Origin of the sequence: Rosistilla carotiformis (assembly GCF_007753095.1) — a bacterium.
Taxonomy (GTDB): domain Bacteria; phylum Planctomycetota; class Planctomycetia; order Pirellulales; family Pirellulaceae; genus Rosistilla; species Rosistilla carotiformis.
In genome coordinates, this window is sequence record NZ_CP036348.1 from 3,821,043 (window position 1) to 3,835,964 (window position 14,922).

The window sequence follows — 14,922 nt, forward strand, 5'->3', positions numbered from 1 at the left end:
GTCCAATCCTAGATTGGGGGACAAGCGTTTCAGGGGACGCGTCGGAAGCACACGCATCAAATTTTTGAAGTGTTGTCCGCGTGCCGGTCAACGCGTGTTCCCTTAGGGCGGTTCCTTTCAGTTAACAACCATTCCTTCAAAATCCGTGCGAAATCGTCCCTAAATTTGGCACACGCGTTATAGTTGGAGTTCGGGCGGACGTTACAGGCCATGGCATCCATGCGAATCGCAATGTTTTTACGACATCCATCGAATCAAAAGTTATCGCGACGAAATCGGCGGGTTTCACGTAAATTGTCGCTGGGTATGGAGCGTTTGGACTCGCGGCGGGTGCTCGCATCGATCACCGGCATGGTCTTTGAAGACGCGAACGCTTCGGGAGTCCAGGATAGCGGGGAAGCCGGACTGGAAGATCGGATCGTCTTTATCGATCAGAACCACGACAATCGGCTCGGTGCAACAGAGCCCTTCCGTCGCACCGATTCATCGGGCCAATTCACTTTCGAGGATCTTGAATCCTCAGCCGGTTACACGATCCGGTTTTATGACGGTACGACGACGCAGTGGATTACAAGTCCCGACGCAGGGTATTCGACGATCATATTGGATACGGACGCGAGCGAGGGAGTGGTCCATTTCGGTATCGACGTGACGGGCGAAAACGCCGCGCCGACGACGGGCCCGGTCGTTTACGAAACCCGGCAAGATCGCTCGTTCCTTTTATTCCCACCCCATGGCTTGGTCCTCAACCATGGTCGCGATGCGCTCAACCAAGGGTTCGTGGCGATCCAGACTTCCGACGCGGAAAACGGGGTGATCGAGATCGATCTCGCAGGCGGCGTGCGTTATACCGCTGCCGAAGGGTTTGCTGGACGAGACACGGCAACCTACGTGCTGCACGACGGTCGTGACGTTTCCGAAACCTTCACCTTCACCGTCGACGTCGTTGCCGACGGTCAACCGTTGCAAGGCGTTGTGTTCGAGGGCGAACCGCTTCCGGAGAATTCACCCGAAGGGACCGTGATCGGCCGCCTGGCACTTCTTTCTCCCGATCTGCAGGGGAACGTTGCCTTCTTTTCGCTGGATTCACGTGTCCGCATCGAAGGCAACCTGTTGATTCTGGCGGAACCGGCGGAGATCAACTTTGAGAACGCTTTTGAGAACGCTCCCGAAATCAAAGTTCTCGTTCAAGGAGTCGACCTGGAAACGCAGGTTGAAGTGATCCAACGCGAGATCACGATCCCATTGTCCGACATGGATGACCCGATTACGTGGTTGCAGGTGCCACCTTATGGCAATGCGACGGAATACGCGGAGGGCGTTGTCATTGGAAACGTTTACGTGGAAGACGAAGACGCGGGGGACATGCATCAGGTGCAGGTCGACGACGATCGGTTTGAAGTCGTCGACAGTTTGCTGAAATTGCGCGACGAGGAATCGCTCTCCTATCCCGAGGATGATGGCTTGGTGCTCACGGTGTTCGTGAACGATCCGGCAAGGAATGGGGAACCCGTCGCCGATCGCGTGACGATCACCGTCTATAACGTCAACGATCCGCCGACGGCAGTTAACGTTAGCGGAGAATTGCGAGAGAAGACGCGCGGTGCTCACGTCGGTCCGGTTTCCGTGATCGACCCCGATCCGTACGACGCCTATACGTTCACGACCAGTGATTCACGATTTGAAGTTGTCGATGGTATCTTAAAGCTGAAGGATGATCAGACCGTCGATTATCACCCCAGCCTTCCATCGATCACGCTGCACATCACCGCGGCAGAGACCGCCGATTCCACGTATTCGGTCGAATCGGAAGTCACGATCCCCATCCTCGAAAGTCCAACGCCTTGGCAGAACCTGCCCGAAAGTCTGGACGTCAACGACGACGGCCAAATCACGCCGCAAGATGTCTTGATCATTCTGAATTCGCTAAACGAAGGGGGCCCGCGGCCCTTAAGCGTTCCGTTTGAGGGGGATTACTATCTGGACGTCAACGGCGATGGCCTGCTGACGCCTTTGGATGCCTTGATCGTCGTGAACGAATTGAATTCGATCAGCACCATCCGTCCACTTCCCGGCGGCGATTTTCCGCCCATCGGCGAAGCCGAATCGCCCGAAGAAGGCGAGCCCACTGGCGAAGGGGAGGCGATTGCAATTTCTCCCGGAGTACGTCCCGAAGGCGAAGCGAACCCAAGCATGGACCGGTTCGCCGCCCCTTCCTATTCCCAACCTCTCTTTGCGGCCGATACGTTTGAAGACGAAGACGATTGGTTGGAACCCAACCTTGAAGATCTGTTCGTCTAACGCGTCTCTCCCGTAGCGTCGCGTGATCAGCGATAGAAGTCGATCCACTTCATCGTGATCGCCGAAGGGTTGTCGCGGAAGAAGCCCGGTGGCAACCGCATCTGGAAATAGGCCCCCTTCAACGCGTTCGGTTCCGTTGCGGGAACGTTATCGCGGGGCAGCTCGATCGCCATCCAAAACGGACTCGAAGGCTCCAGTTGTGTTTCCTTTTGATCCGTGTCGACCATTGCGATCGTACAGTGTCTCGGTTCTCCATGCGATGCGACCTCCGCGTGCAACGTGGTTTTACCGTTGCTGAGGCGTAAGTTTTCGAGGCCGCGGAGGTAGAACCGTAGCACGACGCGCGTGGGCCATTGGTTGCCGTTGCGTCGGATCTTCGCTTCGCCGATTCCGGTTGCACTGTGGACAGAAAACAGGGCTTCGTTTCCCATCGATTCAACGACAACGAAATCGCGGGAACGGTTGGGCGTGATCGTGAACGTCGGCTCACTGGCCACCAACGGGCCGCAAAACGAACAGGCTGCCAGCAACAGCGCCACCCTCGGTGCATTCGTCATCTTACGTTCCATTCTGTCACGACCCTCCAATATCACGTTACCGCTTGCCATTCGCCGCAGCGCGTTTATCGTGTTCCAACGACTGCCAACAATACCAACTGGCAACCGACGCATACGGTCGCCACAACGCGGCGATCTCGTGCCCCGTCTTTGGGGCGGGCAAGGTTTCCAAAGCGTAGCGTCGCTGGATTGCCGTACGCACGCCAAGATCGTCATGCGGATAGACGTCCAGCCTTCCCAACGAGAAGATCAAAAACATTTGAGCGGTCCATTTCCCGATCCCTTTGACAATCGTTAATCGTTCGATGACCTCCGCGTCCGAGTACCGACCGATTGATTTCAATTGCAATTCTTCCGCCATCACCTTGCCGGTCAGGTCCAGCAGATATCTCGCTTTCTGCATCGAAATCCCCGCCGTCCGTAAATCATCCACGGACAAGCGGGAGAGATTGGTGGGCGTGATCCCATCGGGACCGGCCAATTCGACTAACCGCATGCGAATCGAACGCGCTGCCCCCGTCGAGATTTGTTGGGAGATGATCGATCGCACCAACATCGTGTAGCGGTCCTTCTCCAACCGCATCGCAAACGCCCCTACATCGTCGATGATTCCGTTCATGACCGGATCGGCGGCACGCAAATGCTCGATGGCCGCTTGGATTTTCGCAGTTCTTGACATGGCTTTTGGGATTCAGTTCGAGCGGTAGTCGCCAAGGTTTTGTCTCTGCGACGCATCACCAGGGATGGCAAAGGCACGCCACGTTGAGTGGGTGAGAACCCAGCGCGACGTTTGCTGGAAAGTCTAATCCTTCTTCGTGAAAATTGCACGATCGCGGTTCAAGCCGACGATGCGCGATCCTTCTCATTGCCGCAGCATCGCCCCTCGGAATCGCCCGATGATCGCGTTCTTCCTACCGAACCAACCAGTTCGGTCCTGCAGCATCCAGCCGCAAGTGGCATCGGTTCAGCGTCGCAGACACGGCGCGACGGAAGTCACAAAAACGACGCCGCTACGATCGTTAGAACCACTACCTGTGCGAACCAGCACAGCTCCGATCGGACGGGAAGTTGCGAATTTCAGACGAGGAGCCGTAAGAAAAAAAGCTATGTTTCGAATGGCGAAGCTTCGATACCCGCGGCAACACGTGGTGCTGAGATTCGCCCAACAAGAAAACTGGGGGCAATCCATCCATGATGAAATCTAAAACGAAACAACTTCTCGACGAAGCGAAGATAAAGCGCCAACGGCGTGTTCTGGGGTCGGTGATTATCGTGTGCGTCGTCGCCTACTCCGCCTTCGTTGCGCAGAAGTTCGTTCAATTGACGTCCGATTCGCAACATCCGCTGCCGGCGGACGGGACCGCCAAAGTCTCCTACAATCGCGCCGATGTTGAACGCGAACAGCAGAAGCACGTGTTGCTAGACGACGCGAACGAGATCGATCGCAAACTGGCGGAGAAGTTGCACAAAAAACATGCGATGCCCATCGAAACCGCTTCTCCAGGAGCCGTCCGCGCTCACTGGCGTGAACAAGTCGATGCGATCGAAGTCCAGCTGGAACAGTTCGACGAATTCCCGGAAGGATCGATCCAGGACCAATTGAAGAAGAAGCTCGAACGATACAACGAAGACAAACCCGCGATCTAGAACGCTCGAATCTCCCTCCTCCACGTACCTATTCACCCCCTCTGTCGCTTCTTAAAGGCAAACCTCATGCGTACCGATCGGCCCCAACGCTGCAAGCCCTCCTGCCGCAAAGGCTCCATTGTCGTCTTGGTCGCAATCACGCTCCCGGTCCTGTTTATCTTGGCGGCGCTTGCAATCAACGCCTCCTACATGCAGATGACCCGCACCGAATTGTTCATTGCGACCGATGCGGCCACGCGAGCGGCCGGACGTACCTTCAGCGAATTGCAAGACGTTGACGATGCCAAGACGGCCGCAAAGGCCACCGCAGCCAAAAACATGGTCGCGGGGGAGTCTTTGCAATTGCGAACTGGGGATGACGACAACGAAATTGAATTCGGGATGACCAGCAACGATGGCACCTATTCGCGTTTCCAATTCACAAAAGTCGCAACCGCATCGGTTTCCGACGGCAGTTCGAAAGCCAACGCCGTTCGCGTGCTTGGACGTCGCGACTCTGGATCGCTGGGTGGAACGATCCAGACGCTGTTTCCTAAGTTTCTAACGACCGACACGTTCAGCCCCACTCAGACATCCGTCGCGATGCAGGTCGACCGTGATATCTCATTGGTTCTGGATCGTTCTGGATCGATGGACTATCTGACAATCACATGGCCCTCGGGCAAATCGCCGTACTACACCTCGACAATTATCGCGGGGGTGGCGGCCGGATACATCTATTCGAACAGGGGGAGCTATTACTATTCCTCCGGGGTGACATCGGAGATGTACGAACAATGGGCTTGGGAAGAATACTACGAACTGGGCCCCTATCCGCAGACGCCATGGAAGTCGCTGGTCGCGGCGGTCGACGGCTTCTTGGACGTGTTGGATGAAACGCATCCCGAGGAACATGTTTCAATCGCCAGTTACGCAAGCAACGCGACGTTGGACCTGTACCTCGAAGACGACTACGACGAGGTGCGTGATGAATTGGACACACTCTACCCCAGCGGAAGCACAGCGATTGGAATGGGAATGCAGAAGGGCATCGAGGCGTTGTTACACGCTTCTGCGCGACCCTATGCTGCCAAGACGATGGTGGTGATGACCGATGGAATGCACAACTATGGCATCGATCCCGTTACCGTCGCGACGTCCCTGGTGGCAACCTACAACTTGACCATCCATACCGTCACGTTTGGTTCCGGGGCTGACAAGACGCGGATGCAAAATGTCGCCACGATTGGCGGCGGGTCCCACTACCATGCCGACGACGGCACGGCGCTCAAAGATGTCTTCGAAGAGATCGCCAATAACTTGCCGGTGCTGTTGACCGAATAGTTGGGTCGCGCGCAACCACTGCGACGCCGCTTACATTCTTGTTCCCAGAGACTGCGCGACGTGAGTCGCGCGGTCTGTTGCGTCTGTCCCTCGATGACGGGAACAGCCCGCCTGCCATGCGGCGTGCTTCCACGAAAAAACTACTTCTTCTTGCGTGGTGCGAGCGGTCGACTGATCAGCATTTTGGCTTTCGAATTGGGACCGACAAACTGCTTCGCCAAGATATCCTGTTCGGTAAACCGAGCCATCAAGATTTCGCCATCGATTGCGCGGTTACGATCATACGAAATGTAAATCGTACCGTCGGGAGCTTGGAACCCGTCGGGATACGAAATCCCTTGACGTTCGTCCAAGACCAACCCTCCCTGCCACGAGAGGCCTTCGTCATCCGACAGCCACGCGCTCAACTGCACGCGTCCCTGGTGGTTGTCGATCTGATCACCATGTTTGATCAACAGGATCTTTCCCGATGCCAGACGCCGCACATGAAACCGCGCATTGGGTTGAGCGATCCCGTGCGGAACGCTAGGCGTAGCCCAAGTTTTCCCGCCATCGGTGGAGGTCGTTTGCATGATCCCTTTGGTCGTTCGTGCTAACATCCACAGCGAACCGTCTTTCCGCTCGACGATCATGTGCTCGTGCCAGTCGGGGTTGGGGAAGGTCGCCGCACCGCGACGCTGCCAAGTCGCGCCTTGGTCGTGTGAAACGAACACGTTCGCGCCGCGGAGAGGATCGAGTTCGGTGAAGCAGCCCTTAAACGGGCCAAATCCACTGCGTTGATCCAACGAAATCGGCAGCATCCACGTCCCATCCGAAAGGACCGTCGGCTTATTCAAGGTCACGCCGTGCCATATCCGTCGCGGCTCGGACCACTGCGGTTGTTCCGCGTCGGGATTTTCGCAGACCATAGCCCAGACGCCCGCGCGGCCGTCAAACATGTGCATCGATTGATCGAAGATCAGCCACAAACGCCCGATGGGATCGGTCCATAGATTGCCAACCAAAATACTGCGATCCATCGGAAGCGCCGGATCGTGCGAATCGAGAACAAACTGCGGATCGGACCACGTCTGGCCATCGTCGTCGCTCGACGCCAACACGAAGTAGGCTTCGGGGCTATCCCCACCGGCGACCCAACAAGCCCAAAGACGTCCGCCGGGGGTGCGTTCGATCCCGATCGTCATTCCATAGTCCAGACGGTCGTACCCGTATTCGGGCAACGGTGACGTGTTCATCGTTGGTGGTACGAGTGCCAAATCCGCCACCTTTTCCATCTCGGCGATCCTTGCTGCAGCATCCGTTTTACTTTCTGCCGCCGGCTTGATCGCTTCGACGGTGACGGATTCGCCGAGCACCATCAACGCCAATTTGCGCATTTTTAATCGGTCGCCAGGATTGACCTGCTTGCGCCATACGAAGACACGGTTAAGGTCGCCCGCGAACAACTGGAACTCCTTCGTATCGAGCCGCTTAAAACCTTGGCGGTGCAGCGCGTCGGCTTGGTTGGCGGAGTGCGACTTGCTGAGAGTCAACACGAACAACTCACCAGCCGTCTTGCACTGCACGTCATAGCCTTCGATCCCGGTACGAAGGAAGTCGAGTCCGATCAGGAACTCAGGGGCTTCAATCAATCGGTAATCGCGGTCGGTAAACAGCTTCACGCCAGGCTTGATTACCGCTGGTTCGTCCTTCGGTTTCGGAAGCGGCTTCCGCGTCATCCCCTGCTGTGATGCGAACTGTTCCGTCTTTTCCAACGCCCCAAACATGATCCGTTCTTTCCGACTGGCGGACGAATCCCCTTGCGTGACACACAACCAGACCGTCCCATCGTGCTCGTGAAACGAGGGATACTGAAACGATTTGGGCGTTTCAAATCGGTACTTCCGCTGCCACGACTTGCCGTCGCGAGAAACATCGATATTGAAGACGCTGCGATGGGCACCGCCAATCTGCGTCGCTTCCTGCCAGCCCAAATAATAGGTGTCGCCGAATTTATCGAACGTCGGTTTCGAATTGGTGCCATTGGGAACATGAGGCAACTCTTCGGCAACCGTCCAATTCTTGCCATCTTCGCTGGTGGTGAATTGATAGTTTCGATTGCCGCCGTCCTGGCGACAGATCGCCATCCACGTTCCATCGGGCAATTGGTTGACAGCCGCTTCACTTAATCGCTTCGACTGCGGTTCGTTAAAATGCCCCACAATTTCAAACGTGTCCAACTCATCGTTGACAGTCGTCAACGCCAGTTGACCGGCCATGTAATTGTTGATCGCAACGTAGGTCTGGCCGTTCCACTTTTTGAACGCATCGAACAGGTACAGTCCCGCATCTTTGGCCGGCTTTTTGAAACCATGGGCCACCGCCGAAGCGTGCAGATGTTGCGGCTGCATCTTGAAAACGCCCGTTTCGGTTTTTAAATGGACCGGGTGAATGGAATCGGCAAACGTCCGCGATCCGAGATCAAAGTCGCGATACCACATTTGCGATTGGCGTTTGCCCGGCGATTCGCTGGCGAAGTAGCATCGCATCGTTTGGTCGTCTTTCTGAACGATGCGTGGTACAAAACAAGCGCCGACGGGAAGCGTGTGGTTGGCGAACACCTGCCCCCCGTGAGCCATTGGGATCACGTCTTCGAGTGTGTTCGTTTTTAGATCAACGACCGACAGGGCGCTGTAGATCTGTGGCCATGCGGCACTTTCGCCCGACTTTTCGTCGTTACATTCGGCAACGATAAATGCGTGACCGCCGGCGAGCGCCATTTCAGCGTCGTGCGCCCCGAGAACCTGAGGCCCTGTGACTCTAACCAGGCGTTCCAGCACCAAATCTCCCGCCAATCCAGGATCCCAATCGGGTGGGACGATCCTTTGAGCAGCAGCCGGGACTGCCGCGATGGCAAAGTAGAACAACGGAATGAATACAGGAACGCGTTGCAAGTTCATGGCGGTGGGTTTGTTGGGGGGGAACAGACGGGGGAGTCCACGGGAATTGGGTTGACGCTGCGGGCAGGTTGCCGGCCGTTATCATACCCACTATGGTTGGTCGATGTGACAGGGTGAACCCTTCGGCCGTGATGAGTCTCCTAGTCCTCAGCCCGTCGACTGGCTGCCAATGAACCACTCCATGCCGCGCGGACCGCGTCGGAAGAACCATCTCAATGGCCAGCCGGGCAACTGGAAATCCTGCAACGATGTTGCAATTCCAGGAAAATGCCTGCGTTTAGGGCTCCGTTGTTGAAATGGAGCGGGGTGGGAAACGCAATTTGACAGGATTTGGCACGCTATTTCCTGGGTGATCTTTTCAATGATTCGAGCACTGCCATGGACGGTTGGTTTATGGCAAAAGTAATCTATACTTGACCTGCTCGAGCGACACGCCCAACACGCGCGTTGCGATTGTTTTGAATCGTGACCGTGGGGGCAGCAGGTGATGAATGACTGAAGCGACACTATCGATTTCACAACCGAATCAAATCCTTTCGTTGTTTGGACCGCGCGACCAAAACGTGCGTCTGCTTCGCGAGCGATTTGACGTCACGATTACGCATCGCGATGGGCACATCCGCGTTGCGGGTCCGCAAGACGAAGTCCGACGGGCTACGCAGGCGTTAGAACATTTGCGAGATATGTTGATCCGCAACGGAGTTTTGAGCCACGACGATGTCGATGCGGTGCTTGCCGACGTCGATGGTGACTCGCGTCCGGGCAAAGTCCGCAGTGCCGGAGAAATCCAAATCCGGCATGCCGGCCGACGTATCAAGCCCCGCACCGAGGGACAAGCACGCTACGTGGCGACGATCCGCAACCATGACCTCAGCTTTTCTCTGGGGCCCGCGGGGACGGGCAAGACGTATTTGGCGGTCGCGATGGCCGTCGAAGCCTTGAAAGCGGAAGCTGTGCGGAAGATCGTGCTTGTGCGGCCTGCGGTGGAGGCTGGCGAGAGTCTCGGCTTTCTCCCGGGCGATTTGCGAGCTAAGCTAAACCCGTACCTACGTCCGCTGTTGGATGCGTTAGGCGAGATGGTCGATTACGATCACTCGCGAACGTTGATGGAGCAGGACGTGATCGAAGTGATTCCGTTAGCCTACATGCGTGGTCGAACGCTGAACGATGCCTTCATCATTTTGGATGAGGCGCAGAATACGACCGTGGCGCAGATGAAGATGTTCCTGACCCGTTTGGGTGAACGCAGCAAGATGGTTGTGTCGGGGGATTCGACACAAGTCGACTTGCCACGCGGTGTGCAAAGCGGTCTGATCGATGCGATCGGTCGGCTCCGCAATGTGAAGGGCATCGGACTCTCAAAGCTGGAAGTGACCGATATTGTGCGGCACCGCTTGGTGCAGGAAATTGTCAACGCCTACGAGGAAGACAAAGGATAGCCGAACCCTGGAACACGACACCGTCGATGGTTGAGAGCACGTATTCCGTGATCCCACGATTTTGACGGTCCGCGTTTTGTATCGGCTAATACGATGAGTTCCGCAACACAAAATCGAACGCGCAGCGAACGCGTCGCCTCGTTGCAATTGCCTCCGGGTAAATTTCAACGCTTCATCGCCTTGGTGCGTCAAAGCCAAGTTTGGGTTCGGTTTGCGATCGCGCTGATCGCTGCGCTGATCATCTTGACGGTCTGCCAATGTTGGCGGGTCCCGTTTGCTTATCGCACCGGTTACATCCCCCCTCGCGACATGTATGCGCGGGTTCAATTCGATGTTCCCGATCTAGCCAAGACACAATCGGCCAAAGACCTCAAGCGTCGCAGCGTGATTGCGTTTTACAGCAATCGCAGCCTGCCGTTGACTCAGTTGCGCGAGAAACTGAAGGATCAAATGTTCTTGGTCCTCGAAGCCCCTTCGTTCGACCAATTAAGCAATTCGGCCCGCGACGCCTGGGCACAATTCTTCAAAGGGGATGAGACGGCCGGTCCCGACGAGACCGCGCCGGCGACCTTTGCGGCACTGAAAGCCACGTTTGCCGAGGACGAAGAACTACAGAAGCTGGACAAAGCGATCCGCTTGGCCATGTTCCCGTTTTACGAAACGGGCCTGCTGCGAAGCTTGGAACACGAGGAAGGGGACGCCAGTTCGATCCGCGTCTATCCCGAGAATCAGCCATCGGACATTCAATTGGTGCCGGTCGATCGTGTTCGCATCGCGCAAGCATCGTTGGACCTGAAGCAGCGGATTATCGAAGAATTTAAGCTGCAGTTCGAGTTTGAAAAATCACCGCGTGCCGCCAAGATCGTTGGCGATTGGTTAGCCGATCGCTTGCCGGTGACGCTCGACTACGACGAAGCCCGCAGCGAAGAGGCTCGCAAAAAAGCGGCCGACGAAGTTCCCGACGTATTAACGACCTACTACCCTGGTCGGACATCGATCGCACCGTCGGGCAAACCGCTGGGAAAACAGCAATTGGATCTGCTGCAATCGGAATGGAACGCGCTACAAGGTTCGCGATCGTTCACCGACGCCATGATGCGTTTGCTCGCCTACGCGGGCATGCTCGCCGCCCTCTACTTGCTGTGCGGTTCGTACATCTATTTTGTTCACGATCCGGTCTTGATCACCGACGTCGGCAAGTTGACACGCTTGTTGTCGCTGGTCGTGTTGGTCGTGTCGGCGTGCTGGTATGCGTCGGCCGACAAATGGCAGGCCGAAGTGATTCCTTTGGTGCTTGCGGCAATAACCGCCACGGTCGCTTACGGACGCGAACTCGCATTACTGTTGATCGCGGCGTCGTCGCTGGCCGTTACACTGTTGATCGGTCAAGACTTGCCCGATCTCGTCGTTCTGTCGGCTGCGACGCTCAGCTGCATTCTCTTGTTGGGACGGATTCGAACGCGAACCCGATTGATCACGATCGGCGCGGGGGCCGCGTTGGTGACCGCCGCGACCGTGATCGGTGTGGGAGTAGTCGCGGGACAATCGCTCGGTTCGGGCGAACCGACCAACGTGACCGAAGGAATCTATCAATCGCTGGGGCTCGGCGCTTTGATGATCGAACTGAGCAAGGGCTCGGTTTGGGCGGGAACGTTGGTATTGGTTGCCAGCATGTTGATGACGGGGCTGTTGCCGTTCGTCGAAAAAATCTTTGGCGTGCAAACGGATCTGAGTCTGTTGGAACTGGGCGACGCCAGCCATCCCCTGTTGCGACAACTGGCGCAAAGAGCTCCCGGCACCTACAACCACTCGATCAACGTTGCTTCGATTGCCGAAGCGGCGGCCGATGCGATTGGCGGCAATGGACTGCTGGTTCGCGTGGGAGCTTACTTCCACGACATCGGGAAGATTTTCAAGCCCGACTATTTCATCGAAAACCAAGGCGGCGGGCCGAACCAACACGATTCATTGCAACCGGCGATGAGTACGTTGGTGATCATTGCGCATGTCAAAGACGGGGCCGACTTGGCTCGCTCGCATCATCTGCCCGAACCGATGATCGACTTCATTCTGCAGCACCACGGAACGACCTTGGTCGAGTATTTCTATCGCGAAGCGAAGGAGCGGAGCGAGGAGAGCCCGAACAAGGAAGAGGTCTCTGACAAAGACTTCCGTTATCCCGGCCCTAAGCCGCGGTCATTGGAAGCGGCAGTGTTGATGTTGTCCGACGGAGTCGAAAGCGCCAGCCGAACGCTGGTCGATCCAACGCCCGCGCGTATCAAGAGCTTGGTCGAACAGATCGCGATGAAGCGTTTAACCGATGGCCAATTCGATGAATCGGGGCTGACGCTCAAGCAGCTCGATCGGGTCAAGCAGAGCCTGGTGAAATCGTTGACCGCCATCTATCATGCTCGCGTCAAATACCCCGGCCAACAGACGGCGTGATGTCTAGCGATGGTCGAGTTATCGAAAAACGAAATCATGGAAGACCATGCTGGCATGAAGACCTGGAGCCCCTCTGCGTGAACGATCTGGACAAAGACTTGAAGGTTGAAATCAACATCCAACACACCGCATCGTTCATCGATCCGGCCGCTTTGGAATCGGCCGTCCGTTTGGTCGCCGATACTTATGGGATCGAGACCGGGGAAGTCAGCATCGGAGTCGTCGACGACGAAAACATGCAGCGGTTGAACAACCAATTCCTGCAGCATGACTACACCACCGATTGTTTGAGTTTTGTCTATGAGGAATCGGACAATTCGATCAGCGGCGAATTGATCTTGTGCGCCGACTATGCCTCCCGCGAAGCTCAACAATTCGATTGGCAGCCCGAATCGGAATTGCTGTTATATGCCATTCATGGCATGTTGCATCTGATGGGCATGGAAGACACCACCGACGAAGGTCGGCAGGCAATGCGTGACGAAGAACGCGAAATGTTATCGCGTTTGGGCATCGAGGGTGCCCAACGGCATGGTCTTCCCACGAACTCTAACCCGAGCGAGAAATGTTAGATCTTCAGTTGGTCGTGGCGATCGCGATCATCGGATTTGCAATGGGAACCATCGGCGGATTAGGCGCCGAATTATTGGAGCGATTTATCGGTCGATCGCTCGAAGCCTACTGTCGACTGCAGGGCCGTCGAGGCAGGTTTGGCGAAGTGCTCGACCGCCAGGAAGATGCCACGCGCGGCGCGTTGTACCTGCGGATCATCGGCAACGTGCTGTTCTTGTCCTGCGGCACGATCGCCTTGATCGCGCCCAGTCTTACCGAAAATGGAGTCGATGGCAGTCGGTTGCTCTCGTGGATGGTGGTCGCCAGCAGTTTGGTGATGTTCACCCATCTTTGGTTGCCAGCCGCCGTCACGCGTTTCGCTTCGGCACCGGTTTTGTACCGCACCTGGCCGTTCTGGAACGGATTGGCCGTCGTGATGCATCCCCTGTCAATTCCCGGCGTCGTGGTCGAATGGTTTGCCCGCCGATTGTCGGGGCAACAGGAGGACGCTTCCGAAGAGGAAGAACTGCTGGAGGACGAAATCCGCACCATCATCACCGCTGGCACTCGCGATGGCCATTTTGGCCCCGGCGTGCGCGAGATGATCCAAGGCGTGATGGACATGCATGACGACAGTGTTTCGCACATCATGACGCCGCGTAGCGATGTCGATGCGATCGAGATCGATACACCATGGCCCGAAATCCTCAAGGTCGTGGTGGAATCCGGACGGACGCGGTTACCTGTCTATCGCGAAAACTTGGACAACGTCGTCGGGGTGCTCTACGTCAAGGATCTGTTGACCGAACTGAGCATTCTTAAGAACCCTAACGTGCCGTTGGAAAAACTGTTGCGGCGGACGTGGACCGTTCCGGCTTCCAAGCGAGTCGACGAACTGTTGCAAGAATTTCTGCACAGCCGCAGCCATATGGCGATCGTGCTGGACGAACGGCATCAGGTTTCCGGCGTGGTCACGATCGAAGACTCGCTGGAAGAAATCGTTGGCGAGATCGTCGATGAATCGGACGACGAGGAACAAACCGATTTCCACATCGTCGATGAGAAGACCGCAGATATGTCGGGGCGAATCATGGTCGATGAGGTCAACGAACGACTAGGTTGGGAACTGGCCGAATCGGACGACTACGAAACGATTGCCGGCTACGTCCTGCATCACGTCGGCTACATGCCGCGACAGGATGAAGCGATCGAACTGGGACCGCTTGAAATTAAAATCCTTCGAGCCACGTCGCGGCAATTGGAACGTTTGCGACTGCGGCACATTGGCAACTCGGCGCTCGAAGCGGGCTAGACCTCGCGTCATCGCGCCCGCTGCGTCGTGGCGGAGCGCGGCGACGCAGCGATCGACGATGCCAGGTCCGAGCCGCCATGTTCTAATCGGGCTGTTTTTCGACGTGAACGAAGCGGAAGAAGCCCAGAGTCAGCCGTTCATCGCTTCCGGCGCGGGTTGTTGTAGAGAACAGTAGGTAGTTGTGGTAATCGATCACCGAATCGCTGAAAGATTCGGCGAACGCGGTTCCGATCCGGACCAGCGGACTGTCATTGCCTCCTTCAGCATACGGAGCCAGTGTTTCGGCGGCCAGCTTGCGGGCGTGATCTTCCTTGGTTGGATTCGTGAGACCAAGCGCGACGACGAGACCGCCGACGATGATTCCAGTTTGAAACTTCATGCGATGTTGGTGACTTCAGAGGAAGGGA

At 56.4% G+C, this 14,922-nt stretch carries 11 protein-coding genes; 7 read left to right on the forward strand and 4 right to left on the reverse strand.

Annotation, left to right across the window (positions count from 1 at the left end):
- Positions 1-306 precede the first annotated feature (306 nt).
- The gene (locus Poly24_RS13805) at positions 307-2,301 is read left to right on the forward strand and encodes an SdrD B-like domain-containing protein (RefSeq protein WP_197451896.1); all 1,995 of its coding nucleotides are present in this window, start codon (positions 307-309) and stop codon (positions 2,299-2,301) included.
- A gap of 26 nt (positions 2,302-2,327) precedes the next feature.
- On the opposite strand, the gene Poly24_RS13810 is transcribed toward Poly24_RS13805, so the two are convergent.
- Together Poly24_RS13810 and Poly24_RS13815 are read right to left on the reverse strand one after the other, a co-directional pair.
- On the reverse strand, positions 2,328-2,858 hold the full coding sequence (locus Poly24_RS13810; protein ID WP_145096185.1) for a hypothetical protein: 531 nt from the start codon (positions 2,856-2,858) through the stop codon (positions 2,328-2,330).
- A gap of 37 nt (positions 2,859-2,895) precedes the next feature.
- Positions 2,896-3,537: a DNA-3-methyladenine glycosylase family protein gene (locus Poly24_RS13815; protein WP_145096188.1), complete on the reverse strand. Its 642-nt coding sequence runs from the start codon at positions 3,535-3,537 to the stop codon at positions 2,896-2,898.
- Between the two features lie 512 nt (positions 3,538-4,049).
- Between Poly24_RS13815 and Poly24_RS13820 the strand changes: the two genes are divergently transcribed.
- Positions 4,050-4,505 (forward strand): hypothetical protein, encoded by a 456-nt coding sequence (locus Poly24_RS13820; RefSeq protein ID WP_145096191.1) that lies wholly within the window; start codon positions 4,050-4,052, stop codon positions 4,503-4,505.
- Between the two features lie 66 nt (positions 4,506-4,571).
- Positions 4,572-5,828, forward strand: a complete 1,257-nt coding sequence (locus tag Poly24_RS13825; RefSeq protein ID WP_145096194.1) for a VWA domain-containing protein — start codon at positions 4,572-4,574, stop codon at positions 5,826-5,828.
- Between the two features lie 140 nt (positions 5,829-5,968).
- Here Poly24_RS13825 and Poly24_RS27435 read toward each other — a convergent pair whose 3' ends face one another.
- The gene (locus tag Poly24_RS27435) at positions 5,969-8,767 is read right to left on the reverse strand and encodes a sialidase family protein (protein ID WP_231753132.1); all 2,799 of its coding nucleotides are present in this window, start codon (positions 8,765-8,767) and stop codon (positions 5,969-5,971) included.
- A gap of 491 nt (positions 8,768-9,258) precedes the next feature.
- Here Poly24_RS27435 and Poly24_RS13840 point away from each other — a divergent pair, with 491 nt between their 5' ends.
- From Poly24_RS13840 to Poly24_RS13855, 4 genes are all read left to right on the forward strand, one after another.
- On the forward strand, positions 9,259-10,206 hold the full coding sequence (locus Poly24_RS13840; RefSeq protein ID WP_145096197.1) for a PhoH family protein: 948 nt from the start codon (positions 9,259-9,261) through the stop codon (positions 10,204-10,206).
- Between the two features lie 93 nt (positions 10,207-10,299).
- Positions 10,300-12,651, forward strand: coding sequence for an HD family phosphohydrolase (locus Poly24_RS13845; RefSeq protein WP_145096200.1), 2,352 nt, complete (start codon positions 10,300-10,302; stop codon positions 12,649-12,651).
- A gap of 77 nt (positions 12,652-12,728) precedes the next feature.
- Positions 12,729-13,223 (forward strand): rRNA maturation RNase YbeY, encoded by a 495-nt coding sequence (gene ybeY / locus Poly24_RS13850; protein WP_197451897.1) that lies wholly within the window; start codon positions 12,729-12,731, stop codon positions 13,221-13,223.
- Entirely contained in the window at positions 13,217-14,515 is a 1,299-nt protein-coding gene (locus Poly24_RS13855) for a hemolysin family protein (protein WP_145096206.1), read from the forward strand. Before ybeY ends, Poly24_RS13855 begins: the two co-directional genes overlap by 7 nt.
- 82 nt (positions 14,516-14,597) lie before the next feature.
- On the opposite strand, the gene Poly24_RS13860 is transcribed toward Poly24_RS13855, so the two are convergent.
- A complete protein-coding gene (locus Poly24_RS13860; RefSeq protein WP_145096209.1) occupies positions 14,598-14,894 on the reverse strand; it encodes a hypothetical protein in 297 nt (98 codons plus the stop codon).
- Positions 14,895-14,922: the final 28 nt, after the last annotated feature.

What these genes read in the sequence shown, in the direction of transcription:
- Poly24_RS13805 (WP_197451896.1), top strand. Translation starts at nt 307, where the DNA reads ATGGAGCGTTTGGACTCGCGGCGGGTGCTCGCATCGATCACCGGCATG.
- Poly24_RS13810 (WP_145096185.1), bottom strand. Translation starts at nt 2,858, where the DNA reads ATGACGAATGCACCGAGGGTGGCGCTGTTGCTGGCAGCCTGTTCGTTT.
- Poly24_RS13815 (WP_145096188.1), bottom strand. Translation starts at nt 3,537, where the DNA reads ATGTCAAGAACTGCGAAAATCCAAGCGGCCATCGAGCATTTGCGTGCC.
- Poly24_RS13820 (WP_145096191.1), top strand. Translation starts at nt 4,050, where the DNA reads ATGATGAAATCTAAAACGAAACAACTTCTCGACGAAGCGAAGATAAAG.
- Poly24_RS13825 (WP_145096194.1), top strand. Translation starts at nt 4,572, where the DNA reads ATGCGTACCGATCGGCCCCAACGCTGCAAGCCCTCCTGCCGCAAAGGC.
- Poly24_RS27435 (WP_231753132.1), bottom strand. Translation starts at nt 8,767, where the DNA reads ATGAACTTGCAACGCGTTCCTGTATTCATTCCGTTGTTCTACTTTGCC.
- Poly24_RS13840 (WP_145096197.1), top strand. Translation starts at nt 9,259, where the DNA reads ATGACTGAAGCGACACTATCGATTTCACAACCGAATCAAATCCTTTCG.
- Poly24_RS13845 (WP_145096200.1), top strand. Translation starts at nt 10,300, where the DNA reads ATGAGTTCCGCAACACAAAATCGAACGCGCAGCGAACGCGTCGCCTCG.
- Poly24_RS13855 (WP_145096206.1), top strand. Translation starts at nt 13,217, where the DNA reads ATGTTAGATCTTCAGTTGGTCGTGGCGATCGCGATCATCGGATTTGCA.
- Poly24_RS13860 (WP_145096209.1), bottom strand. Translation starts at nt 14,894, where the DNA reads ATGAAGTTTCAAACTGGAATCATCGTCGGCGGTCTCGTCGTCGCGCTT.